Annotated in this window: 20 protein-coding genes; 8 read left to right on the top strand and 12 right to left on the bottom strand. The window is 54.1% G+C overall.

Features of this window, described 5'->3' with window-relative positions; translation table 11 throughout:
* Window positions 1–5: 5 nt before the first annotated feature.
* From DXB92_RS02225 to DXB92_RS02190, 8 genes are all read right to left on the bottom strand, one after another.
* Window positions 6–641, bottom strand: coding sequence for a RecX family transcriptional regulator (locus tag DXB92_RS02225; protein ID WP_021681610.1), 636 nt, complete (start codon window positions 639–641; stop codon window positions 6–8).
* 14 nt (window positions 642–655) lie between these two features.
* Entirely contained in the window at window positions 656–1,888 is a 1,233-nt protein-coding gene (recA, locus tag DXB92_RS02220; RefSeq protein WP_117732178.1) for a recombinase RecA, read from the bottom strand.
* Window positions 1,889–1,978: 90 nt separating this feature from the next.
* A complete protein-coding gene (gene prmC, locus DXB92_RS02215) occupies window positions 1,979–2,821 on the bottom strand; it encodes a peptide chain release factor N(5)-glutamine methyltransferase (protein ID WP_117732176.1) in 843 nt (280 codons plus the stop codon).
* Complete coding sequence (locus tag DXB92_RS02210; RefSeq protein WP_117732174.1) at window positions 2,815–3,789, bottom strand: DUF1385 domain-containing protein; 975 nt, start codon at window positions 3,787–3,789, stop codon at window positions 2,815–2,817. The genes prmC and DXB92_RS02210 overlap by 7 nt, the downstream gene beginning before the upstream one ends.
* 152 nt (window positions 3,790–3,941) lie before the next feature.
* Window positions 3,942–5,387 carry a HAMP domain-containing sensor histidine kinase gene (locus DXB92_RS02205; protein WP_117732172.1) on the bottom strand — a complete coding sequence of 482 codons (1,446 nt, stop codon included), beginning with the start codon at window positions 5,385–5,387 and terminating at the stop codon, window positions 3,942–3,944.
* On the bottom strand, window positions 5,377–6,075 hold the full coding sequence (locus DXB92_RS02200) for a response regulator transcription factor (protein ID WP_040647145.1): 699 nt from the start codon (window positions 6,073–6,075) through the stop codon (window positions 5,377–5,379). The genes DXB92_RS02205 and DXB92_RS02200 overlap by 11 nt, the downstream gene beginning before the upstream one ends.
* Before the next feature lie 113 nt (window positions 6,076–6,188).
* Window positions 6,189–7,529, bottom strand: a complete 1,341-nt coding sequence (locus DXB92_RS02195) for a hypothetical protein (protein WP_117732170.1) — start codon at window positions 7,527–7,529, stop codon at window positions 6,189–6,191.
* Window positions 7,517–8,890, bottom strand: coding sequence for a citrate synthase (locus tag DXB92_RS02190; protein ID WP_117732168.1), 1,374 nt, complete (start codon window positions 8,888–8,890; stop codon window positions 7,517–7,519). Before DXB92_RS02190 ends, DXB92_RS02195 begins: the two co-directional genes overlap by 13 nt.
* A 149-nt stretch (window positions 8,891–9,039) precedes the next feature.
* Here DXB92_RS02190 and spoIID point away from each other — a divergent pair, with 149 nt between their 5' ends.
* The 5 genes from spoIID to DXB92_RS02160 all read left to right on the top strand — a co-directional run bounded on the left by spoIID (window position 9,040) and on the right by DXB92_RS02160 (window position 14,702).
* Window positions 9,040–10,089, top strand: a complete 1,050-nt coding sequence (gene spoIID, locus DXB92_RS02185; protein ID WP_117732166.1) for a stage II sporulation protein D — start codon at window positions 9,040–9,042, stop codon at window positions 10,087–10,089.
* A 554-nt stretch (window positions 10,090–10,643) separates the two neighbouring features.
* Window positions 10,644–11,615 (top strand): zinc ribbon domain-containing protein, encoded by a 972-nt coding sequence (locus DXB92_RS02180; protein ID WP_117732164.1) that lies wholly within the window; start codon window positions 10,644–10,646, stop codon window positions 11,613–11,615.
* A gap of 310 nt (window positions 11,616–11,925) precedes the next feature.
* On the top strand, window positions 11,926–13,221 hold the full coding sequence (locus DXB92_RS02170; RefSeq protein ID WP_181976863.1) for a zinc ribbon domain-containing protein: 1,296 nt from the start codon (window positions 11,926–11,928) through the stop codon (window positions 13,219–13,221).
* A 38-nt stretch (window positions 13,222–13,259) separates the two neighbouring features.
* Window positions 13,260–14,033, top strand: a complete 774-nt coding sequence (locus DXB92_RS02165) for a zinc-ribbon domain-containing protein (RefSeq protein WP_117732160.1) — start codon at window positions 13,260–13,262, stop codon at window positions 14,031–14,033.
* A gap of 18 nt (window positions 14,034–14,051) precedes the next feature.
* The gene (locus tag DXB92_RS02160; RefSeq protein ID WP_021681596.1) at window positions 14,052–14,702 is read left to right on the top strand and encodes a hypothetical protein; all 651 of its coding nucleotides are present in this window, start codon (window positions 14,052–14,054) and stop codon (window positions 14,700–14,702) included.
* Window positions 14,703–15,501: 799 nt separating this feature from the next.
* Here the strand turns inward: DXB92_RS02160 and DXB92_RS02155 are convergent.
* Window positions 15,502–15,753 (bottom strand): heavy metal-associated domain-containing protein, encoded by a 252-nt coding sequence (locus tag DXB92_RS02155; RefSeq protein ID WP_117732158.1) that lies wholly within the window; start codon window positions 15,751–15,753, stop codon window positions 15,502–15,504.
* 409 nt (window positions 15,754–16,162) lie between these two features.
* On the opposite strand from DXB92_RS02155, the gene DXB92_RS02150 reads away from it, so the two are divergent.
* Both DXB92_RS02150 and DXB92_RS02145 read left to right on the top strand, forming a co-directional pair.
* The gene (locus tag DXB92_RS02150) at window positions 16,163–16,978 is read left to right on the top strand and encodes an AraC family transcriptional regulator (RefSeq protein WP_169725992.1); all 816 of its coding nucleotides are present in this window, start codon (window positions 16,163–16,165) and stop codon (window positions 16,976–16,978) included.
* A 51-nt stretch (window positions 16,979–17,029) separates the two neighbouring features.
* Window positions 17,030–18,367 carry a cellulase family glycosylhydrolase gene (locus DXB92_RS02145; protein WP_117732156.1) on the top strand — a complete coding sequence of 446 codons (1,338 nt, stop codon included), beginning with the start codon at window positions 17,030–17,032 and terminating at the stop codon, window positions 18,365–18,367.
* Between the two features lie 409 nt (window positions 18,368–18,776).
* Here DXB92_RS02145 and serS read toward each other — a convergent pair whose 3' ends face one another.
* The 3 genes from serS to DXB92_RS02125 all read right to left on the bottom strand — a co-directional run bounded on the left by serS (window position 18,777) and on the right by DXB92_RS02125 (window position 22,062).
* Window positions 18,777–20,063: a serine--tRNA ligase gene (gene serS / locus DXB92_RS02135; RefSeq protein WP_117732153.1), complete on the bottom strand. Its 1,287-nt coding sequence runs from the start codon at window positions 20,061–20,063 to the stop codon at window positions 18,777–18,779.
* A 344-nt stretch (window positions 20,064–20,407) separates the two neighbouring features.
* Window positions 20,408–21,244, bottom strand: coding sequence for a ParB/RepB/Spo0J family partition protein (locus DXB92_RS02130; RefSeq protein WP_117732151.1), 837 nt, complete (start codon window positions 21,242–21,244; stop codon window positions 20,408–20,410).
* Window positions 21,241–22,062 (bottom strand): AAA family ATPase, encoded by an 822-nt coding sequence (locus DXB92_RS02125; protein ID WP_040647240.1) that lies wholly within the window; start codon window positions 22,060–22,062, stop codon window positions 21,241–21,243. Before DXB92_RS02125 ends, DXB92_RS02130 begins: the two co-directional genes overlap by 4 nt.
* Before the next feature lie 654 nt (window positions 22,063–22,716).
* Between DXB92_RS02125 and DXB92_RS02120 the strand changes: the two genes are divergently transcribed.
* Window positions 22,717–23,547, top strand: coding sequence for a ParB/RepB/Spo0J family partition protein (locus tag DXB92_RS02120; RefSeq protein WP_117732149.1), 831 nt, complete (start codon window positions 22,717–22,719; stop codon window positions 23,545–23,547).
* The last annotated feature ends 69 nt before the right edge of the window (window positions 23,548–23,616 follow it).

The following is a 23,616-nucleotide window of genomic DNA, read 5'->3' as shown; positions in this document are numbered from 1 at the left end:
GATCCTTATTCCACATTTTCCATTTCTTCCAAAAATGCCTGCACCGCGGCGTTGATCTCGCTGAAGCGATATCCCTGCCGTACCAGTGCAGCTTTTCCCTTTTCAATCGTCCGGCGGTCGTCGGGATCCAGAAAATACTTCCGGTACTTCCCCGCCACCAGTTCCTCCAATATTCCCCCTGTCACCTCATCCTCATAGGGCTCCAGTGCCTCGGTGATGTGTTCGTCCAGCAGTCCCCGCCGGTACATCTCCTGCCGTGCCCGCCGCAGCCCGAAGTGCTTCACTTCCACATAGTGGTGTGCCAGCTGTTCCGCATAGGCTCGGTCATTGATCTGCCCGAACTTCGCCAGCCGGTCTACTGTGGCATAGCAGACGGACTGGGGATATTTCGGCTCCAGCTTCCGGAACATTTCCTGATAGCTGTAGCCCCGCCGGTCCAGCAGGAAGCAGGCGTACTGGTACGCCTTGCGGGCGAGTTCCGTAGTCTGCACCTGCTCCCACTGCTGCGGTGTCAGCGTCATACCCTTTTGCAGACCGCACCGCTGCACCACAGAAACGTGGAGAAAATACAGTTCGCCGGAATCGTCCAGTTCGAGTTTCCAGGTGTTGCCCTTATGGGCAGCCAGTGTGGTAATGGTCATGCTGTGCCGTCACCTTACGCTGGATCAAATTCTTCGAAGTCGTCCTCTGCACTGATCTCCAGATTTTCGCCGTCCTCCAGCGAGTTGAACTCGCCCTCGGCTTCCAGCACTTCGCCGCCGTCCTCCGGTGCCTCGGTGTTCTCTCCGGCAGCCTTTGCCGCAGCTTCTTCCAGCTTGGACTTCTTCTTTTTCTTCTTGGTCGATGCCATGAGTTCGTCCTTGTGTTCCAGGATCTGGGCTTCGATCTCCTTCATCAGTTCGGGGTTGTCCTCCAGTGTTTTCTTGGCGTTTTCCCGTCCCTGTCCCAGCTTCTGATCCTGATAGCTGAACCACGCACCGCCCTTTTTGACGATACCCAGTTCCACAGCCACGTCAATGACCTCGCCGGTACGGGAGATGCCCTGTCCGTAGAGAATATCGAACTCGGCTTCGCGGAACGGCGGAGCGACCTTGTTCTTGTTGATCTTCACCTTGGTGCGGTTGCCGATCTGGCTGCTGCCGTCCTTAATGGGTTCGCCGCGGCGGACTTCCATGCGGACAGAAGCGTAGAATTTCAGGGCACGGCCGCCGGGAGTGGTTTCCGGATTGCCGTACATCACGCCGATCTTTTCCCGCACTTGATTGATGAAGATCGCCACGCACTTGGACTTGGAGATGACCGCGGTCAGCTTCCGCATTGCCTGGGACATCAGACGTGCCAGCTGTCCCACGTGGCTGTCACCCATTTCGCCGTCGATCTCCGCCTTGGTGGTGAGGGCTGCCACAGAGTCCACGACCAGCACATCGATGGCTCCGGAGCGTACCAGTGCTTCGGCAATTTCCAGAGCCTGTTCACCGCTGTCCGGCTGGGAAACCAGCAGGTTGTCGATGTTCACGCCCAGTGCTTCGGCATAGGTGGGGTCGAGGGCGTGTTCCACGTCGATAAACGCCACTTCGCCGCCCATTTTCTGTGCCTCTGCGATAATGTGCAGAGCAACGGTGGTCTTACCGGAGCTTTCCGGTCCGTACAGTTCCACGATACGGCCGCGGGGGACGCCGCCGATGCCCAGAGCCATGTCCAGCATCATGGAGCCGGTAGGAATGGCTTCCACATTCAGGTTCGCCTTGTTCTCCCCCAGCCGCATGATCGCACCGGTACCGTATACTTTTGTGATATGTGCAATGGCACTCTGGAGTGCCTTTTTCTTTTCTTCCTCGGTGGTGGGAATATCCAGTACCACCTTTTTCTTCAGATCTGCTTTTGCCATAAATTATCGTCCTTTATCTGGTATAGCGAATGAATTCGCTCCTTACGGTCAATCGTGTTACCAATTGCCCCGCTGCATATCCCGAAATTCCTACCGCTGCCCCAGCACGACGCGTCCGATGCCTGTGAGGTCGGGGACGGTGTGTACCTGGGCATAGCCGTTTTCCTGTAGGATCGCTTCCACGTCCGGTGCCTGTCCTGCTCCCACCTCATACACCAGCCAGCCAGCCGGCCGGAGTGCCGGTTTCCACAGGGGAGTCAGCTTTCGGTAGAAGTCCAGCCCGTCGGTGCCGCCGAACAGGGCGGTTTCCGGTTCACGGGCGACTTCCGGCTGAAGCTGCTCCATATCTGCTGCGGTGAGATAGGGCGGGTTACAGGTGATGATGTGGAACTGCCGGTGCAGCAGTTCCGCCGGCGGGTGCAGCACGTCCCCGGCGATACATTCCAGCTGGGGAGCGTGGCGTTTCAGGTTCTGCCGGAGATAGCCCATTGCTTCCGGCGAAAGTTCCAGCACGGCACCGGTGACACCGGACAGGTGCACCGACAGTGCCGACGGGATACAGCCGGAGCCGCTGCAAAGATCCAGCAAACAGGTGGACGGCTCATTCTTTCGCAGTTCCAGCACCGCTTCCACCAATGTTTCGGTATCCTGCCGCGGGATCAGCACACCCTCTCCCACCTGAAACTCCAGCCCGAAAAATTCCCATGTGCCGCAGAGATACTGTAACGGTTCATGGGCACAGCGGCGTGCGGTCAGTTCCGCCAGACGCTGCTGCTGGGCTTCGGTCAGGGGCTGCTGCGGGAGAGGTGCCCCATAGGGCAGTTCCAGCACGGTTTCCAGCAGAATGCGGCTTTCGAACTGCACCGAATCCAGTCCCGCTTCTGCCAGTTTCTGCTGCACCGCCTGCATGGCGGCACGGGGCGTATTTACCACTTGTCGTCCTCCATATCCTCCGGAATGCAGGGCTTCAGTGCAGCAATGGCACACTCGATCTGTGATGCGTCCGGTTCCCGCGTGGTGATCCGCTGGATCTGCAGACCAGGCCACGACAGGGCACGGGTCAGCCAGTTGTTGCTTTTGCCGGCGATACGGATAAACTCATAGGAGATCCCGACCACCACCGGCAGCAGCAGAATGCTGATAATCACACGGGGCAGCACCTGATAAACGGGCACGATGCACATTACCAGAATGCTGACGATCAGGGTGATGAAAATAAAACTGGTTCCGCAGCGAGGGTGGAAACGAGTGTGCTTTTTGACGTTCTCCACGGTCAGCTCCTCGCCCGCTTCATAGCAGGCAATGGTCTTATGTTCTGCCCCGTGGTATTCATAGGTACGGCGAATATCTTTCATCAGACCGGTACACGCCATGTACCCCAAAAAGATCGCGATCTTGATAATGCCCTCCAGCAGCGACCGCACAAAGCGGCTGTTGTCGGAAATGGCGGTGTGGGAGATCAGCTGTCCGATGAGGAATTTCGGCAGGAACACAAACAGACCAATGGCAACGGCAATGCCGACGATCATGCCAATGGTCATAATGATGCCGAACAGCTTATCCCCCAGCTTTTCGTCCAGCCATTTTTCAAAGCGGTTCATTTCTTCGGTGTCGTCTCCTCCGTCCTCCGGAACCTGTTTTTCTGCCGACTTAGTCAGGCAGCGATAGCCGTCTTTCATGGACAGAACGAAGTTGAAGCTGCCCCGCACAAAAGGACACTTCCGGTACCACGGCATATTTTTGCCGTTGTTCTCCGCCCACGTTTCTACGTCGATCTCGCCGTTGGGCAGACGGCACGCCATTGCACCGGTGTCTGCCCCTTTCATCATCACGCCCTCGATCAGTGCCTGTCCGCCGATCTTGGTCATGTGCTTGGGGTTTTCTCTGGGTTGTTTTGCCATATGTATCTGTTTCCTTTCTCATTCAATCGAGATCGTGTTTTTCACAACGTCCCAGTCTGCATCAACGTCCAGCCTGACACCCTTATGGCAACACCGTACAAAGCCGTCAGGCGGGCTTTGTGCGGTGTTGCCTTGGGTATGCTCCCTTCGTGTTATGTGGTGGCACTGCTGCGGCGTTGCGGCTCTACCGGCAGCGTAATGGTCACGTTGGTTCCCACGTTCAGTTCGCTGGTGATGTCCAGCCTGCCGCCGTGCATGGTGATGATCTCATCTGCCACAGCAAGTCCGATGCCGGAGCCGCGGCGGGTGTGGTTTGCCTTGAAAAACTTGGTCTTGACGCGGGGCAGGTCGGCTTCGCTGATGCCCACGCCGTTGTCGGTGATCGTCACCTGTATCATGTTCCCCACTTCTTCCGCACTAATGGTAATGGTGCTGCCGGAATTGGAGTACTTAATGGCATTGTCAATGACGTTGATGAACACCTGCCGGATACGGTTTTTATCCCCGTAGACAAAGGGCAGCATTTCCGGTTCCTGATAGATGATGCGGATATTCTCCCGCTTTGCCTTTTCGGTATAGATGAGCACCGCGTCCCCCAGTTCCGCCAGCACGTCCATGGTGGCACACTGGAGCGAGAACCGTCCGCTTTGCATGCGGGAAAAATCCAGCAGTTCCTCAACCATTTCGGACAGCCGTTCGGTTTCGTTCACGATGACATGCACGCCACGCTGTACGGTGTCGGGGTCGGCTTCCATGCACATGGTTTCCGCCCAGCCCTTGATCGCCGTCAGCGGTGTCCGCAGTTCATGGGACACTGAGGAGATGAACTCGTTCTTCATGTTCTCCGTATTGGAGAGTTCGTCCGCCATCTGGTTAATGGACACGCAGAGGTCGCCGATCTCGTCGCTGCTGTTCTCCTGAATGCGGACAGAGAAATCTCCCTTGGCGTATTTCTTGGTCGTGGCGTTGATCTGCTTAATGGGGCGGACAATGGAGCGTATGAAATACAGTCCGGTCACCACCAGCAGCAGCAGAACGCCGGCACACAAGGCACTGACACCCCACACATAGGAATTCACCGTACTCTGGATCTGTTCCAGAGAAGCCACCACACGAATGGCGTTGTATTCCGTGTTCATATCGGAAATATCCACGGAAACTGCCATAATGGTTTCACCGCCCTGCTTGCCGACCCAGTAGCCGTTGCCGCCGTCCATGACGGCTTCATAATCCGGCATGGCGGCACCCTCTGCCGGTGTGAAGCCGGAGGAGGTCAGTGCCACCCGTCCGCGGGAATTGATCGCCATGAGTTCCATTTTGTCCTTGTCGGAAAAGTTTTCGATGGTACTCCGCATTTCCGAGGAAAAGTTGATGTCCGCGTCCTGTGCATATCGGCTCAGGACACCGGTCACGGAACTGATCTTCGTGTTCAGATACTGCTGAGAAGCACTATAATAATAATTCTGCATGATGTAGATAAACGCGAAATCCAGCACTGTCAGCACCAGTGCAATGATCCCCAGATTGTTGATGACCCAGCGGCGGGTGATCGAACTTCCGGCACGTTTTTTCGGGCTGCGTCTGCGTTTATTTGTCATTCCACTTATATCCATAACCCCAGATCGTCGTAATATACTGCGGCTTGCTGGGTTCTTCTTCGATCTTCATGCGAATGCGGCGGATATTGACATCGACAATTTTATCATCGCCGAAATAGCCGTCGCCCCAGATATGGTTCAGAATGCTGGCACGATCCAGTGCCGTATTCTGGTTATTGAGGAAATACTCCATGATCTGGTATTCCACCTGTGTCAGGTCGATCAGCTTGCCGTTTTTGGTGACGGTGCGGCTTTTCAGATTCAGGGTAAATGGGCCGCTTTCGATCACCGGCGACTGTTCGTCCTTGATAAAGCTCATGCAGACACGGCGATAGATCGCGTCCACTCTGGCTGTCAGTTCCGAGGGGGAAAACGGCTTTGTGATATAGTCGTCCGCCCCGAACATCAGCCCGCTGACCTTATCCATTTCCTGTGTTCTGGCAGTCAGCATAATGATGCCGATGGTGGAGCTCTTTTCCCGCAGCTTTTTGCAGACGGTAAAGCCGTCAATGCCGGGCATCATAATATCCAACAGGACAATGTCAAAATTGCCGTGTTCTTCTTCGAACACACGCAGTGCGTCCTCGCCGCAGCCGACATCACAAACGTCATAGCCGGCACGCTTGAGGTTAATGACGACAAAGTCCCGAATCACATCTTCATCTTCACACACTAAAATTCGTTTCATCTCTACACCTCTGTTTGGGTACACCTCTGTTTGCCTTTGATCTGGGGAATGTATGGGATCCTCTGTGAAATCTGATCCATACCAAAAACGCCCAGCCGTCACGCTCCCGCCACTCACTGCACGAACCGGAACCGCACCATGAGGTTCTGCCACGGCTGTGCCAGCGGGTCGTCGGTTTCGGCGGCTTTCATATAATAGGAAGCTTTGCCGCGGGTGTGGAGCAGCTGATAGCCCTCCGTGTCCCGTTCTTCCTGTGATTCCGTATCCTGTGCCACGCTGTACCGCAGCAGTTCTGTCATATGGTCGTTCATCTCGCCGTCATAGCGGCAAAAGACAATATCTCCCGTGAGGGTATCCGTCACTGCCGTCACTTTATCGTACCACGACTGCGGCAGCAGGAACATACAGCCGTCATTCAGGCTGAAATACCCCCGCATTTTCTCCTGCAGCTGGCTGCCGGAAACGCCCAGCCAGCGTGTCAGCCGCACCTGATCGGAGGAATCTGCACCATAGCCGGGAAACGGCTCCTGCACCGGAATTTCCACGCTGCCGTCCTCGTCCAAGTCCATGGACAGATAGCCTACAGAGCGATTGGTCTTTGCCACCACATCGCTGTCGGCGAGCACATACGCCAGCGTTTCCCCCTGTACGTGGAGGACTTCCGTTTGCAGCGAGGAGGGACCTGTGGCACCGTCGATATAGATGCCGGTGGTGCCGTCCTCCAGTCTGCCGTACTGCACCTGACTGAAATCCGTAAAGCCAGTCCGCAGATCCAGCTTGCCGTTGTCCTTTACCGTCCCGTTTTGCAGACGGTACATTGCCGCAGAGGAGGAAGTGTTTTCGGTGAGTTTCCCCAGCACCAGCAGTTCCTGTGCCTGATCGCCGTCCAGATCTGCCACGTCAAACATGGTATACGCGGCAGTGAACAGCTGCTGCACTTCGCTGTCGCTGTAGCGGTAGACGGTCAGGGATTTGTCCGACTGGTCTACGCCGCTGTAGCCCACGAAGATCTGATTCTGGGAATCTTCGCTGCCCATGGGAGAGATGACGATGCGTTCCACTTCCGTGCCGTCTGCCGGACGGTCGCAGACCGACATCCACTCCCCCTTTACCTGATCCAATACGCTGAGCCGCAAGCCGTTTTCCATGGCGGTAAGGCTGGTTTTCTTATAGAACACCAACGCTTCGTCCTCGCCGTCGTTGTCCAGATCGACTACCGTAAAGGCAGACAGATTGGTTCCGGCTCTGGGGTATTGCAGGGTGATGCCGCTGCCCACTGCATCCTGTAGTGCCAGATAGATCTGCTGCTGTTCCTTGCTCAGGCTGGGCGGTTTCAGCAGGGAATCCACCGTCGCCCCCGGCGTACAGCCGGAAAACAGCAGGCAGCAAAGTAGGCAAAATGCGGCTGGCAGCCACCGCCGCCGCCGCATCATAGAATGCTTTACCGATCGCATAGCGGAACGTACTCCTTCGACTTTGCGATCGCCTTATATGCCGGTCGGATAATTCGTTTTCCGGTGAGGATCTCTTCCATACGGTGTGCCGCCCAGCCCACCATTCTGGCGGTGGCGAACAGCGGCGTGAACAACTCGTCCGGAATGCCCAGCATGCGATACACCAGACCGGAGTACATGTCCACATTGGCACAAACCACCTTGTCATTGCCGCGGACCGATTTCATCAGTTCCGGTGTCAGCTTTTCAACCGTATCCAGCAATCTGAACTCCCGTTCGATCTCCTTGCCCGCAGCCAGAGCCATTGCTTTCCGCTTCAGGATCACTGCACGGGGGTCGGACAGCGTATATACCGCATGTCCCATACCGTAGATCAGACCGGAGCCGTCGTTGGCTTCCTTCCGGAGGATCTTGGTGAGGTAGTCTGCCACTTCGCCCTCGTTCTCCCAGTGTGCCACGTGTGCCTTGATGTCGTCCAGCATCTGAATGACCTTGATGTTCGCACCGCCGTGGCGGGGTCCCTTGAGGGAGTTGATCGCGGAGGTATATGCCGCAAAGGGGTCTGTACCGGAGGACGTTGCCACGCGGCAGGCAAAGGTGGAGTTGTTTCCGCCGCCGTGGTCTGCGTGGAGTGCCAGCAGGGTATCCAGCAGCTGTGCCTCTGCCTTGGTATAGGAACGGTCGTTCCGGATCAGGGACAGAATAGATTCTGCGGTGTTTTCCTCCGGACGCAGCGGGTGCATGATCAGGCTGGCGTTGTCATACTTGTGCCGCTTTGCCTGATAGGCACCGTCCATGAGAATGGGCATCTTGGCGATCAGATCCAGAGCGATGGACATTTCATCTTCAATGGTGGTGTTTTCTGTCACGTCTGAATAGGAATACAGGGACAGGATACTTCTCGCCAGCTTGTTCATGATGTTGTTGGACGGGGACTGCATAATGGAGTCCACCAGAAATCCCGGCGGCAGTTCCCGCCGCACACCCAGCGAACGGGTCATGCGTTCCAGATCTGCCCCGTTGGGGAGCCTGCCGAACAACAGCAGGTATGCGACTTCCTCAAACACATAGCGGTCTTCCCGTTCTGCATTTTCAATGAGGTCGTTAATATCATAACCGCGGTAGATGAGCTGGCCGGGGATCGGCTGGCGTTCGCCCTCGCTCATCACGTAGCCGTGTACCATACAGATACGGGTAATCCCAGCAATGACGCCGGAACCGTCTGCATTTCTCAAGCCGCGTTTCACATCGAAGCGTTCATAATATTTCGGAGCAATATCGGAATATTGCACCAGGTCTTCACATAAATTATGAATATCGGAATCCTCGATGCTGTGGTTGTAAATCAGTTGCGGTGTCATAGAGATTGCCTCCTTTTTAATCGTTACCTTATATTATACACAAAAAACCGCCTCCTGTCAATCGTTTTGCGGTTTTTTTGTGCGGCAGAAAAATTGGAACAAAATCCCAATTCACCAGAAAACAAAAGAAAGGAAAGCGGATCGCACCAATGAAAAAATATTTGATGATTTTAGGCGGCTTTACCGGTATATTATTTCTTTTTACCGTGATCCCGTCCCGCTTCGCCGCCCCTGCCTCCGACACAGCAGAGCCGCCGGTCGCCACGGAAACTGCCACGCTCCCCGCAGAAACCGCCACTTCCACCACGGCAGAACCTGCCGGACGGGCTGACCTGTGCGAAAGCTATCAGATGCTGGACATCACCAGCGGCAAAGTGGAGGAACTCTCCGTGCGGGATTATGTGATTGGCGCAGTGTGTGCAGAGATGCCTGCCACCTTTGAACCGGAGGCACTGAAAGCACAGGCTGTTGCGGCACATACATATGCGGAACGGCAGCATTTGCTGGAACAGTCCCACCCCACCGCGGAACTGTGCGGGGCGGATTTTTCCAACGACAGCAGCCAGTATCAGGCGTGCTTCACGGAAAATCAGGCACGGCAGTACTACGGGGACAACTTCGAAGCTTCCTACGCCAAGATCACCGCCGCCGTGGACGAGGTGCTGCCCTATGTGCTGGAATACGACGGCACGCCGATCATTGCGGCGTTCTGCTCCATGTCTGCCGGCACCACGGAAAGTGCGGAAACCGTCTGGGGCAGCAAGGTGGAATACCTTGTTCCAGTGGAGAGCGAAGCAGACACCTCTGCCCCGCGGTATCTGGAAACCGCATCGTTCACCGGCGAGGAGTTTCAGGCGGCTGTGCAGGACGCACTGCCCGATGTAGTCTGGGACACAGATATGGCGAAATGGGTGCAGGTAGGAGCGTGTTCCCAGTCGGGGACGGTTCTGGAAGTCACTGTAGGCGGAAAAACCTGCTCCGGTCAGGAACTGCGGCAGATGCTGGGGCTGCGGTCGGCGGTGTTCTCCGTGGACGTGCAGGACGGCAAGCTGGTATTCACCACCAAGGGCTACGGGCACGGCGTGGGCATGAGCCAGTACGGAGCCAATGCCATGGCAAAAGACGGAGCAGACTGGCAGGAAATTCTATGTCACTACTACCCTGCCGCACAGCTGGTGCAGGGAGAACTGCCGGCGTAATTTCTACAGATGATACAATGTTTTCAACATGGTTTTCAACATTTTAACATACATCAACAAACATTATTTGAGCTGGTTCGCCGGCAGTCGTGGTTTTTCTTGTACGATTGCGGAAACACTGCATAAAGGAAACACTGAATAAAGCTTGTGCGTAAGATGCGTAGTCAGATTTTTCGGCAGATTGCACAGAAATTCCGCAGGCATACTTCATGTATGGCAAGGGATTTCTGGGCAATATGACGGAAAATCTGCAAGCAGATTGCGTGCAAAGCCGTCAGGCGGGCTTTATTCAGTGTTTCCTAAATTCTGCCTGACGGCTTTATGCAGTGTTTCCGCAATTTTTGCTGGCAAAAATCCGCCGCCGGAACACTGCCCTTTTCACACCTGAAATGGGGGTGCAGCTTGCCGCAACATGAAAATGTTGTGAAAATTGCAGAGAAATGCTTGCATGATACTGAAAAATATAGTATAATGTATCATAGGTTGTTCTATGTTATTGTAGAATTGCCGGAAACACTGTTGCCTATAACATTAAAAGAAAGAGAGGAATCCATATGTCTTTTTTCGATAAACTTGGAAAAACTGTCACCAATACGGCACATTCCGTTGTAGAAAAAACCAAGTCTTCTACCGAAACCATTCGTCTGAATGGTCTGATCAACGATGAAGAAAAGAACATCAACGCCGCCTATCTCAATATGGGCAGGAAGTACGCTGAACTGCATACCGCAGACGCGGAACCGGAATTTCAGGAATTTCTGTCTGCCATTGCGGCAAGTCAGGAAAAGATCGCAGAATATCGGGAACAGATCCGTAAGACCAAGCACCTGCTGATCTGTCAGGGCTGCGGGGCAGAGATCCCCGAAACTGTGCTGTACTGCACCAAGTGCGGAGCAGAAAATCCGGTGGGCAAACAGCTTGCAGAAGAACGTGCCGCAAGAGAAGCCGCCGAAAGAGCACAACGGGAAGCGGAAGCTGCTGCCCGTCAGGCGGCTGCTCAGGCACCACAGGCTCCGGCTGGTGCAGAGTGCTGTCCGAACTGCGGCAAGCCCCGCATGGCTGGTGCGATGTTCTGCACCTTCTGCGGAAATCCCTTTGTGGCTGCGGCACCTACGCCTGCACCGGCACCGGCTCCGGCTCCGGCAGAACAGCCGATTCCCCAGCCGGTTCCGGCAGAAGCGGCTCCCGTATCTCCCGCACCGGCAGCTGCTCCCGCAGAAGCACCGGCGGCACAGCCCGCAGAACCGGAAGTGGTTACGGCTCCGGAAACAGCGGCTCCTGCTCCGGAGGCTGCACCGGCAGAAGTGCAGGGACGGCTTTGCCCCAACTGCGGCAATCCGGTTCCGGAGGAGAATCATTTCTGTACCCGCTGCGGTCACGAAATGACAGACCAGCCGGCAGCCGCAGAGCCTGTACCGGAAACGCCCCAGCCGGCTGCACCGGAACGCACCTGCCCCAACTGCGGAAAGCCTGTCCCCGACGGCAACCGCTTCTGCACTTCCTGCGGCATGAAAATCGGCGAATAAGAGCAAGGAAACCAGCGAAGCTGGCGGGTAATCTTTTGCACAAGTAAACCTCTCAAACAGCCCGTTATTTCCCAAACCCGATTTTCCGAACCCGACTCAAGGCAATACCGCACAAAGAGCGTCTGGCAACTTTGCACGCCATCTGCTTGCAAATTTCCCGTCATATTTCACAAAAATGCTCGTGAATACATCCAGTATTCACTCCGCTTTTTGTTTCATCTGACGAAAAATTTGACGACGCATCTGTCGCACAATCTTTGTACGGTATTGCCCCAAGTATAATACCAACTATGATATAAGGAGAAAAAACATGACTTGTAAAAAATGTGGAACTGCCGTAGAAGACGGCAAAAAATTCTGTCCGACCTGTGGGAATCCCATGGCTGCACCGGAAGCAGCTGCTCCGGCACCCGAGCCGACCCCTGCACCGACCCCTGCACCGGCACCGGAGCCAACCGCAGCCCCCGCCGGCAGCGGAATCCCCAATGCAGCGGCAAATCCGTTTGAGATGCCGCAGGGACAGGGTGCCAATGTGCCGCCCTATGATCCCACTGTGAATCCGGTGCCGCCGGTAGGTCAGCCGCCCAAAAAGAAGAAGAAAACCGGTCTGATCGTTGCCCTGATCCTGATCCCGATCCTGCTGATCCTGATCGTTGTGGGCGTGATCGTCGGAATCGGTGTCAATCTGGGCACCAAGGCAGCCAAGAACAATGCTGCCTATTGGAATGCCCACATCAACTGTGACGGCGAGGCACTGGCAGAGCTCTGTCCGGACAGCTTCTGGGATTATATTTCCGATACCTACGACCTGTCCGAGGAAGATGCTGTGGCAGCGATGAACCAGTACATGCAGGATTATTCCGACACCCTCGGCGGCGACCTGTCCTACAAAATGGAACAGAATGGCGTAACTGCCGGCATGGGCAGCTCTGCACAGCTGGATCCGGTGCGGGAAGATACCGACAAGTTCGGTCTGAAAGTTTCCACCGGCGTGTGCATTGATGCAACCTGTACCGTCACCGGTGCAGACGATTCCGACAGCGATGACTATTCTCTGTGGACGGTAAAGATCGACGGCAAGTGGTGCAGCCTGTCTGCAATGGACGATTTCGATCAGCTGTGCGGTTCTGACTATGCCGCTTCTGCCAAGTATATCGCAGAATTCGGCGATATGGTACAGACCTACTGGAACGCCGTTGTAAATGCAGATGCAGCTACCATGTCCACACTGGTGCCGGAAAGCTGGTGGGAACTGATCGATGCCGAATACGGTGTCAGCCAGAGCGATGCAGAAAGCTATCTGACCAGCATGCTGGAGGAAATGGTTTCCGGCAGCTTCGGCGAGGACGGCACACCGGAACTCTCTGTAGATGTGACCGGCGGCACAGACGTTGCCGATGAAGAACTGTCAGAACTGAATGACGGTCTGGAAACCTATGGCATTGCCGGCGATGCTGCCGTAGATGTCAGCATGACCGTGAAGATGAACGATGAAAGCAACGACACCTATCTCACTATGACCCAGATCGACGGACAGTGGTATGTGTACGATGCAATGTATAGTTATGCAACTGCCTGCTATAATGCAAGCCAGAGTGTAGGTTAAGGGCAATGGCAGTTTGCTGCAAGGAGTAAAGAACAGCAATGAAATGTGAACACTGTGGATATGAAGCCCCCGAACGTGCCGTGATCTGTCCGGAATGCGGCGAGATCCTGCCCCGTCCCAAGAAGCCGGCGGCAGAGGAGCAGGCGAAAAAAGAGCCGTCCCCCGCGGCAGAGAAATTTTCCATGCCTTTTCTCTCTGCACCGGCAGATCTGGAAAAAGCTGACGGCATCGCTGCCGAAGATCCGGAGGAACTCCGGCGGGCAGCACAGGAAAAGAAGTTCCGCCACACCCGAAGGATCGTCGCCGCCGCTGTGGCGTTTGTGCTGATCCTGCTGGCGGTGGTGTACTACGTCTTTTTCTGGGGCTATAAGCTGGCGGTATTCCGCTATGTCAAAGGGGTGGATTATTCCAGCGGCAGCATGTATACCGCACTGGTGCCGGACGCGTATATGGACTATCTGGAAAGCACCTATTCCACCACACGGCGGGAAGTCAAGTCCATGATGAGCGACTACTTCGACTACTGGAATGAAAACTACGGCACAGAGGGCAGAATGTCCTATGACATCGGGCATGTGCAGCACATCAGTGATGCTGATGAACTCGCCGCACTGGAGGACGAACTCCACACCAGCTATGACATTACCGTGGAGATCAGCAAAGCCGTAGAAGTCAGCCTGACCATTGATGACGGCGGCACCAAGGCTTCGGAGAAGGCGACGTTCGTCAAGATCGGCAGCCGCTGGTGCTGTATGAAAGCAATGGAAGACATGGACTATGTGTGCCAGAATAACGGCTATAACGTCTGGTAACGGAGGAATCGATCAGCAATGGCAAAGAAAACCACCCGAAATCAAAAACAGGCAGAGCAGGCGGCAAGAAAACGCCGGCATATCCGCATCATTGCCGGTATCATCATGGTAGCGGCAGCGGCAGGGCTGGCGTTCGGCGGACTGTTCTGGTATCAGAAAGAACAAAAGGCACAGAAAGCCGCACCGGATTCGTCAGACTATGCCGACGTACTCAGCAGTTATTATACTGCGGTGCTCTCCGCAGACGGACAGACTCTGACTCAGCTGATGGCACCACCGGAGTACTGGACGTATTACATGAAAACCTACAGCAAGTCTGAGGACGACGTTGTGGAGAGTTTCACAGAGGGCTGCAACAACACGGTGCAGGAATGGAAGGAAACCTACGGCGACGATGTCAAGGTGACCTATCAGATCCAGGGCATGTCCTCACAGGGCGATGCCGGCGTATCCGAGTGGAATACCGATATGGAGAAAATGCTGGGCAATGAGGGTGCCGATATTTCCGACGCGGTAACGCTGGAAGTCAAGCGGAACTTCTCCGGCAGCAATGACTCCGGCACAGATGTGGTCTATCCCACACTGGGCAAGATCGGGGAGAAGTGGTACATCATTTCTGAAGATGATGCAACGCTCCGCGGCGAAAATAGTAGTTCTTCATCGGATTAGCATGCGGCGGCGGCGAGTCGCCGCTGACCTTACCCCCCCCAATTTCAAGTGTGAAAAGGGTAATGTTACGGCGGCAGCAGCCGCCTGTATGCCCCTCCGGGGGATTGCGGCGGGTCGCCGCTGACCCTACGCCCCAATTTCAAGTGTGAAAAGGGTAGTGTTACGGCGGCAGCAGCCGCCTGTATGCCCCTCCGGGGGAGTTTTGTTGGTGAGAATCTCTTGTGTAATCTTCGGGTGATACTTGAATCTTACAGTACAAGTGGAATGCGAACTCTTTTCTTTTTTTGCTTCTTTTTTTCTTTTCAGCAAAGAAAAAAAGAAGCGTAACTCCTTGTGAAATCGGCTGGCTGCTGTGGCGGGGGACCCCTCAGTCACCTGCGGGGACAGCTCAGCACAAGGCACGCCCTTCGGGTGCCCTAAAGGGGAGCCTAGCAATACAAGCTTGCAAACGCCGTATCAAATAAAGTTAACCACCTATACAAGCAACACCTCAAAGAACCAACACTGCAAGTACAGGCAAGGGCAACAACCGGCGTTGGCAAGCCCCAGGCGGACAGCGAGTGTAACGAGCGAATTCCGCCGGACGGTTTCGACATGGCAGCCCCAGAAGCTGCACTTCGCGGGAGAACCCCTCCACCAGCTTCGCTGGTCCCCCTCCCCTTTCAGGGGAGGCTTTATAGGTATGCAATTCCGCGGTGCGGTGCGGGCATTCCCCCTTACACAAACAACAATCCAAAAAAGCCACTCCTTACACAGGAGTGGCTTTTTTACGTGTGTTCACTGGCTGGACTTCGCACCATTACTTCCGGTGGAACAGTCCCTTTTTCTCGTAGGGCTCGCTCTCGTGGGACAGCAGAGTGTACCCAATGCCCTTGATCTCCTTATCCAGCATAGAAATATCCAACGGTTCTTCACTGATGACAACGGTTTCTCCGTTCTTCGCAGAAGATGTCACCTTTTTCACGTTGCAGTTCTGGCGAACCAGATCGTTCATGTGTGCCTCACACATACTGCACATCATACCGTCAATTTTCAATGTTGTCTTTACCATGATCGATACCGCCTTTCTTCTTTTCTCAGGGTAGCTCCTGAACGGTCTGCCATTGTCTATTATATACCCTGTAGGGGTATTTGTCAATAGCTTGTACCGGAAAAATTTTTGGCGGCAAAACATTGTCCGGATATGCCGCAAAAACTGCACAATCCTGCTTTTTGAAAAAACATGTTGATTTTTGTACGATTTTGATGATGCGGATATTGCCCTGCACAAAATGATATGTGCAATATTCTCCCGCTTTGCATAATATGTTATAAAAATAAGCAGAATTTGTGGTTGCATCTTCTGAAAAATCGTGCTATAATAAATGCAATGCAATTGGACCTGATTCGAATTTTCCTTGATTTTTCCCATGTTCTCCGGAAAAGATCCGGAAAATTCGCTGAACGCAAAGGAGAACACTATGAAAATTGGAGTAATCGGACACAATTATACCCACGGTGCAGATTTTGTGATGGATTATCCGAAGGGACCGGGCTGTTATCTGTTCCTTTTGGTAAAATCCCCTGCACGATTTTTATTGAACGGGAAAAAGTTGCGTTTGGAAAAGAATACAATTCTCTTTTTCACCCCGCACACCGCCTGCCGCTATGCTGCGGAAAACGGCACCTATACAGACGACTGGTTCTACTGCAACATGACACCGGAGGAGGAACTCGCCCTGCGAAACGAGGGCATGCCCTTTGACACGCCGATGCAGACACAGAACGCTGCGGAACTGTCAGAACTAATCCGGAAAATGGCATACGAACACTATTCCGCGGAACTGATGCACAGCGAGATCGAACACCAGTACGCCAACATTCTGTTCATGAAGATCCGGCGGGAATACACCGCCGGCGATCATCACAGCACACTCCAGCTGCGGGACAACAACCAGCAGCTGACATATCTGCGAATGCGGATCTACCAGACACCGGAGCAGTTCGGCACGGTGGACTCCATGCTGAATTTTGTCAGCATGAGCCGTTCCGGCTTGCAGCACCTTTATAAAAAGACCTTCGGGGTCACAGTGATGACTGATGTCACCTGTGCAAAGATGCAGCGTGCCAAGGAACTGCTGTCCTCCACAAGACTGACGGTGGGCGAGATTGCGGAGCAGTGCGGCTATGGGTGCACCTACAGCTTTTTACGCCAGTTCAAGAAGAACTGCGGCAGCACACCCTCGGACTTCCGCAAGCAGGGGCGTGTACAGGTGCGTATGGCAACTTCTGCATAAGACGACTCTGACGAGTGAAACACCAGCGGCATGGACCGCAAGGAAATCATAATGATGAAAAAAATATTTGCCGGAGCAATGGCTGCCGGTATTCTCTGGTGCAGCTGCACCGCTTCTGTGTCGGCTCTGCCCCAGAAGCAGTCCTCCATGCGGGACATCACCACTGCCCAGCTGGTCAAGGACATGGGCATTGGCATCAATCTGGGAAACACCTACGAATCTTGCGGCGACTGGATCGCCCAGTGGGGGGACGGCACACCGGAATCCTATGAAACCGCGTGGGGCAGTCCTGTGATTACCCAGCAGATGATCCAAGGTTACGCAGATGCCGGCTTTGACACCCTCCGTGTACCGGTGGCGTGGTCGAATATGATGGAGGATAACTACACCATCAGCGACAAGTACCTTTCTGCGGTGCAGGAAGTGGTGGACTGGGCAATAGACTGCGGGCTGTATGTCATTCTCAATCTGCACTATGACGGCGGCTGGCTGGCGAACTTCCCCACGGACAAGGAAAACTGCATGGAGAAGTACAAGCGGATCTGGACACAGGTCAGCGATGCATTCGCCGACTACAACGACTATCTGGTTTTTGAATCGCAAAATGAAGAACTGGGCTGGGAAAGCCTTTGGAACCGCTGGGGCGGCACCGAGGGAAAGACGGACTCCTATGATCTGGTCAATGAGATCAACCAGACGTTTGTGGACATTATCCGTTCCTCCGGCGGCAACAATCCTCAGCGACACCTGCTCATTTCCGGCTATAACACTGATGTGGAACTGACCTGTGACAGCCTGTTCCAGATGCCCAACGATCCGGCGGGACGCTGTGCGGTATCCGTACACTATTACACACCCTCTGGCTTCGCCATTCTGGAAGAAGATGCTTCATGGGGCAAGATGCGTTCCACTTGGGGCACAGACGACGACTACGCCGAACTGAACCGGAACATGGATCTCCTGAAAACCACCTATGTGGATAAAGGAATCCCTGTCATCATCGGCGAATACGGCTGCCCGAAAAAGAACAAGGAAGAAGAATCCGTCCGAAGATTTCTTTCCTCGGTCTGCGAAGCCGCCTATTCCCGCGACATGTGTCCGGTAATGTGGGACGTCACCGATTTGCACTACAACCGGAGCAGCTGCAAGATGTTTGACGACACGCTGATGCAGCAGCTGCTGGCAGTGAAACAGTCCGGTGAAACTACGCTGACAGGCGACTGCAACGAGGATGGTATTGTCAGCGTAGCAGACGCGGTACTGTTGCAGCAGTACCTGCTGGACAGCAAGTCCCTGTCGGAAACCGCTACAACATTGGCAAACTGCAACGGCGACGGCAGCGTGAACGGGCTGGATCTGGCAGTGCTGCGGCAAAAGCTGACAGCGTAACCATGACATTTTCAGCGTGCATCTTTCTTCTCCAGAAAGATACGCGTTTCTCAAAATGTATTTCACAGTTTGAATCCCTGTGAGGTACACACATTCTGCAAAAAGCGGACGTTCTTCCAACTGGAAAAATGTCCGCTTTTTGTATTTGCAGAACAGCCATGCCTTGTGGAAAAGCAGCTTTACCAGCATGATTTCCACTGCCCGTTTTTCCACAGAAGCTGTTTCCACATGTTTCAACAATTACACTTTTCCACAAAAGAGAAAACCGGTTGAAAACATCGCAGTTTCAACCGGTTTTCCAATTTTCAATTCTATTTTTGTTTTCCACACACGCAATTTTTGCTGTGGAAAACTAGGGGAACACTGAATAAAGCCGTCAGGCGTGCTTTCCCCTAGGTGAAATATGCTCTTAGTCCTGCGGACGAATGCAGTCAGTGAACATGTACCGCTGCAGGGGTTCCGGAATGCGGACAGAGCCGTCCTCGTTGAGGTTGTTTTCCAAGAATGCGATCAGCATGCGGGGCGGAGCAACAACGGTGTTGTTCAGGGTGTGAGCGAAGTACTTGTTGCCGTCCTTGCCCTTGATGCGGATTCCCAGCCGTCTTGCCTGTGCGTCGCCCAGATTGGAGCAGCTGCCCACTTCGAAGTACTTCTTCTGACGGGGCGACCATGCTTCTACGTCCAGGCTCTTGACTTTCAGGTCAGCCAGATCGCCGGAGCAGCACTCCAGTGTCCGAACCGGAATGTCCAGACTGCGGAAGAACTCTACGGTATAGCCGTACATCTTATGGAACCAGTCCATGCTTTCCTCCGGCTTGCAGACAACGATCATTTCCTGCTTTTCGAACTGGTGGATACGGTACACGCCGCGTTCCTCGATGCCGTGTGCACCCACTTCCTTCCGGAAGCACGGAGAATAGCTGGTCAGAGTCTGGGGCAGCTTTTCTTCCGGCAGAATGGTATCGATAAACTTACCGATCATGGAGTGCTCGCTGGTACCGATCAGGTAGAGGTCTTCGCCCTCGATCTTGTACATCATGCCTTCCATTTCGGCAAAGGACATTACGCCGGTCACCACATTGCTGCGGATCATGAACGGCGGAATGTAGTAGGTAAAGCCCTTGTTAATCATAAAGTCGCGGGCATATGCCAGAATGGAGGAGTGCAGCCGTGCAATATCGCCGCACAGATAATAGAAGCCGTTACCGCTGGTGTCGCGGGCTGCGTCGATGTCGATGCCATGGAGTTTTTCCATAATGTCCACGTGATACGGCACTTCGAAATCCGGCACAACCGGCTCGCCGAAACGCTCTACTTCCACGTTTTCGGAATCGTCCTTACCGATCGGCACAGAGTCATCAATGAAGTTCGGGATCACCAGCATGATCTCGCGGATACGGGCAGACAGTTCTGTTTCTGCCTTTTCCAGTTCTTCCAGCTTGGTGCCGATCGCACCTACCTCTGCCTTGACAGCTTCGGCTTCTTCCTTTTTGCCCTGTCCCATGAGGGCACCGATCTTCTTGCTGATAGACTTCCGCTGGCTGCGGAGTTCGTCGCCCTGTACCTTTGCTTCGCGGAATTTCTGATCCAGTTCCACAACTTCGTCTACCAGAGGCAGCTTTTCGTCCTGAAACTTCTTGCGGATGTTTTCCTTGACTTTTTCCGGATCGTTCCGGATCCATTTCATATCAATCATGATTTTTTCCTTCCTTTATGTATGTGGGATGCCCACAAGATTACAGTATGTAGTACTATGTAACAGTTAAAATTATAGGAATAAGCCTCCCTTGAAAAGGGTGACTCCTCATGGGGTGAGGAGGTGCCCGCAGTGCAGAGAGAACCGCTCAATACGAGGGGAACCAGCAAAGCTGGTGAAGGAATTCTGGTAAAAATTTTCTTAAATTGCAGATTTCACAGAAAAATCCCTCAGTCAGCCTGCGGCTGCCAGCTCCCTTTTCAAGGGAGCCTGATCTATAAAGTTTCAAAAATTACACAGTATGTAGAGGCGAACAATGTTTCACGTGAAACACCCTCGCCGCCTTACTCTTTCGTCAGCTTCTGTGCCAGTGCAGACAAATCGTCTTTATCGTAGAATTCCAGATTCAGTGTGCCCTTGTTTTTGCCGGCGGTCACTGTGACACGCCGTCCCAGACGGCTTTCCAGACTGATCTCAATCTCCTTATAGAAGCTGTCCTTATGGCTGAACTTCGTCCGTTTTTCCGGCTTTTCGCTGTCAGCAGCGATCTTTTCCACGGCACGGACAGTCAGCTTTCCGTCTGCCGCCTTTGCCGCCGTTTCAGAGAGCAGCTTCTCGTCAGAGATGCCCAGCAGTGCACGGGCATGTCCGGCACTCAGTCCGCCATCCTCCACCAGTGTTTTCACATCTTCCGGCAGCTTCAGCAGCCGCAGGGAATTCGCCACGGCACTGCGGGATTTTCCCACACGCTTCGCCACTTCTTCCTGCGTCAGGTGGAACATGTCCATCAGCTGTGCGTAGGCGTTGGCTTCTTCCAGTGGGTTCAGGTCCTCCCGCTGGAGATTCTCGATCAGAGCCACTGCCATGGTTTCCTCGTCGGTCAGTTCCCGAATCACCACCGGCACTTCGTCCATGCCCAGCATTCTCGCTGCACGCCAGCGGCGTTCGCCGGCGACGATCTGATAATTCAGCCCCAGCGGACGCACCAGAATGGGCTGAATCATGCCGTACTGCTGAATAGAATCCGCCAGCGTCTGAATGGCTTCATCGCTGAACTGTTTGCGGGGCTGGTCCCGATTGGGTTCCAGTTCCGAAACGCGGAGCGTCTTTTTCACCTGCACCTCGGTGGCATTTTCATCATAGAGAAAATCCAGACCGCTGCCCAGTCCGCCGATCGTCATTGGTCACCACTCTCCCTTTTCTTGCCGAACGACAGCAGCCGCCGTTTTTTCTCCGGCGGTTTTTCTCCCAGCAATTCCAGACCCAGCAGCATATACGCCTCTGCCCCCTTGGAAAACCGGTCGTAATACATCACCGGTTTGCCGTGACTGGGGGCTTCCGAAAGCCGCACGTTGCGGGGAATTTTCGTCTGAAAGACCTTGTTCGGGAAATACTTTTTGACTTCTTCTTCCACCTGTCGGGACACGTTGAGCCGCTGGTCAAACATCACGAACAGAATGCCGCCGATGTCCAGATTGGGGTTATAGTTGCTGCGTACCACCTTAATGGTGTTGGTCAGCTGGGACAGACCTTCCAGTGCGTAGAACTCTGCCAGCATGGGAATAATCAGCTGATCTGCCGCCACCAGTCCGTTGACGGTGAGCAGCCCCAGTGCCGGCGGGCAGTCGATCAGGATATAGTCATAGTCCAGCTTACAGGTCAGAATCTGCATTTTCAGCCGGTTCATACGATTGTCCATGGCGGACAGTTCCAGTTCCGCACCGGCAAGGGTGTTCTTCGCCGGCAGCAGGCTGACGTTTTCAAACGCTGTGCGGACAATGGCTTCCTGTATGCTGCACTTCCCCACCAGCACCTCATATGAGGAAACCGGCAGCTGTTTTTTCTTGATGCCAAGACCGGTGGTGGTGTTGCCCTGCGGGTCGATGTCCACGCAGAGTACACGCTTGCCGCGGGAACCCAGATATGCCCCCAGATTCACCACGGTGGTGGATTTTCCCACGCCGCCTTTCTGGTTGGCAACTGCATACACAATACTCACGCGGGTTCTCCTTTCCTGCGGTGTGTTGAAAACGAGTTGCCCCAGCACACCGAATTTGATTGAAAGTATGTTTGAGGCAACACCGCACAAAGCTTGTGCGTAAGGTGCGTTGTCAGATTTTTCGGCAGATTGCACAGAAATTCCGCAGGCAGACTGTATGGTCGCAATCAATCTTAGTGCGACACGCCTTTGTTCTCGAGCAGAATCCTACCTCGAACGCAGTTGTCTGGCAAGGGATTTCTGGGCAATATGACGGAAAATCTGCACGCAGATTGCGTGCAAAGCCGTCAGGCGGGCTTTGTGCGGTGTTGCCTTAACACATACCAATACTATTTTATTATAGCACGATTTTTTCGCCTTGTAAAGCGTTTTCCGGAATTTTTCCGTGCAGAATGTTTCACGTGAAACATTCCCCGTCAAAAAAATATCGCAAACCCTGACAGGTTCCCCCTGCGAATGCAGTTAGGTTTATGGGAAATGGTGTCGGCTGGTCGGGGCATTTCCGAAAGCGGCGGTAAAAATGCCCGAATCAGGCGGAATTTTTCAGTAGCAATCATTTCCCGAATCTGTTACAATGGGGATATGGAAGCGATGTGAAACGTTTCTTCAAACAGACAAGCCGCACCGGCGGCAAAGAAAGGAAGTACAGCAGATATGGCAGGATTTTTGACATTTACCAAAGAAAAGCCCATCAATCGGGTCGTGGAGGTGGACATCAGCGACATTCGCCCGAACCCGCACCAGCCGCGGAGTGAATTTGACATTGCGGACATTCAGTCGCTGGCGGACAGCATTCTCCAGAACGGGATCTTACAGCCCCTCACCGTCCGCCGCGGGGAGAACCGCTATGAACTCATTGCAGGAGAGCGGCGGCTGCGGGCAGCAAAGCTGGCGGGGCTGCGGGCAGTGCCGTGCATCATTCTGGACATCAGTTCCCGCAACTCCGCCATTATGGCACTGGTGGAGAACATTCAGCGGCAGGATCTGTCATTTTTTGACGAGGCGAGTGCCATTGAAAAGTTGATTACATATTACGGCATGACGCAGGAGGACGCGGCGGCGAAGCTGGGCAAGGCACAGAGCACCATTGCCAACAAGCTGCGGTTATTGCGGCTGACGGCGGACGAACGGGAAGTCATTATGAAGTACAATCTAACGGAACGGCATGCCCGTGCACTGCTGCGGCTGGCGGCTCCGGCGGAACGGCTGGCAGTGCTGGAACGGGTGGTAAAGCAGAATCTGAACGTAGAGAAAACCGAAGCCGCCGTGGAGGAAGTGATCGGGAAAAAGAAGGTACAGAACAGCTACAAGAAGCGGAGCAAGGTGTTCCAGAATGTGCGGATTTTCGTGAACACGATCACGAAAGCGGTGGAAACCATGCAGGCGGTGGGAATCGCGGCGGAGTCCCAGAAGATCCAGCACGAGGACTACATCGAATACCGTGTAAAAATTCCCACTGCGACGGCGGCGGCGGGTCGCCGCTGACCCCACGCCCCAATTTCAACTGTGAAAAAGGTAGTGTTACGGCGGGCGGCGAGTCGCCGCTGACCTTAC

The organism is Ruminococcus sp. OM06-36AC, assembly GCF_003438725.1.
Lineage (GTDB): Bacteria > Bacillota > Clostridia > Oscillospirales > Ruminococcaceae > Ruminococcus_C > Ruminococcus_C callidus.
Note: the sequence above shows the minus strand (reverse complement) of the source record. Positions and strands in the feature narration are given on the sequence as shown.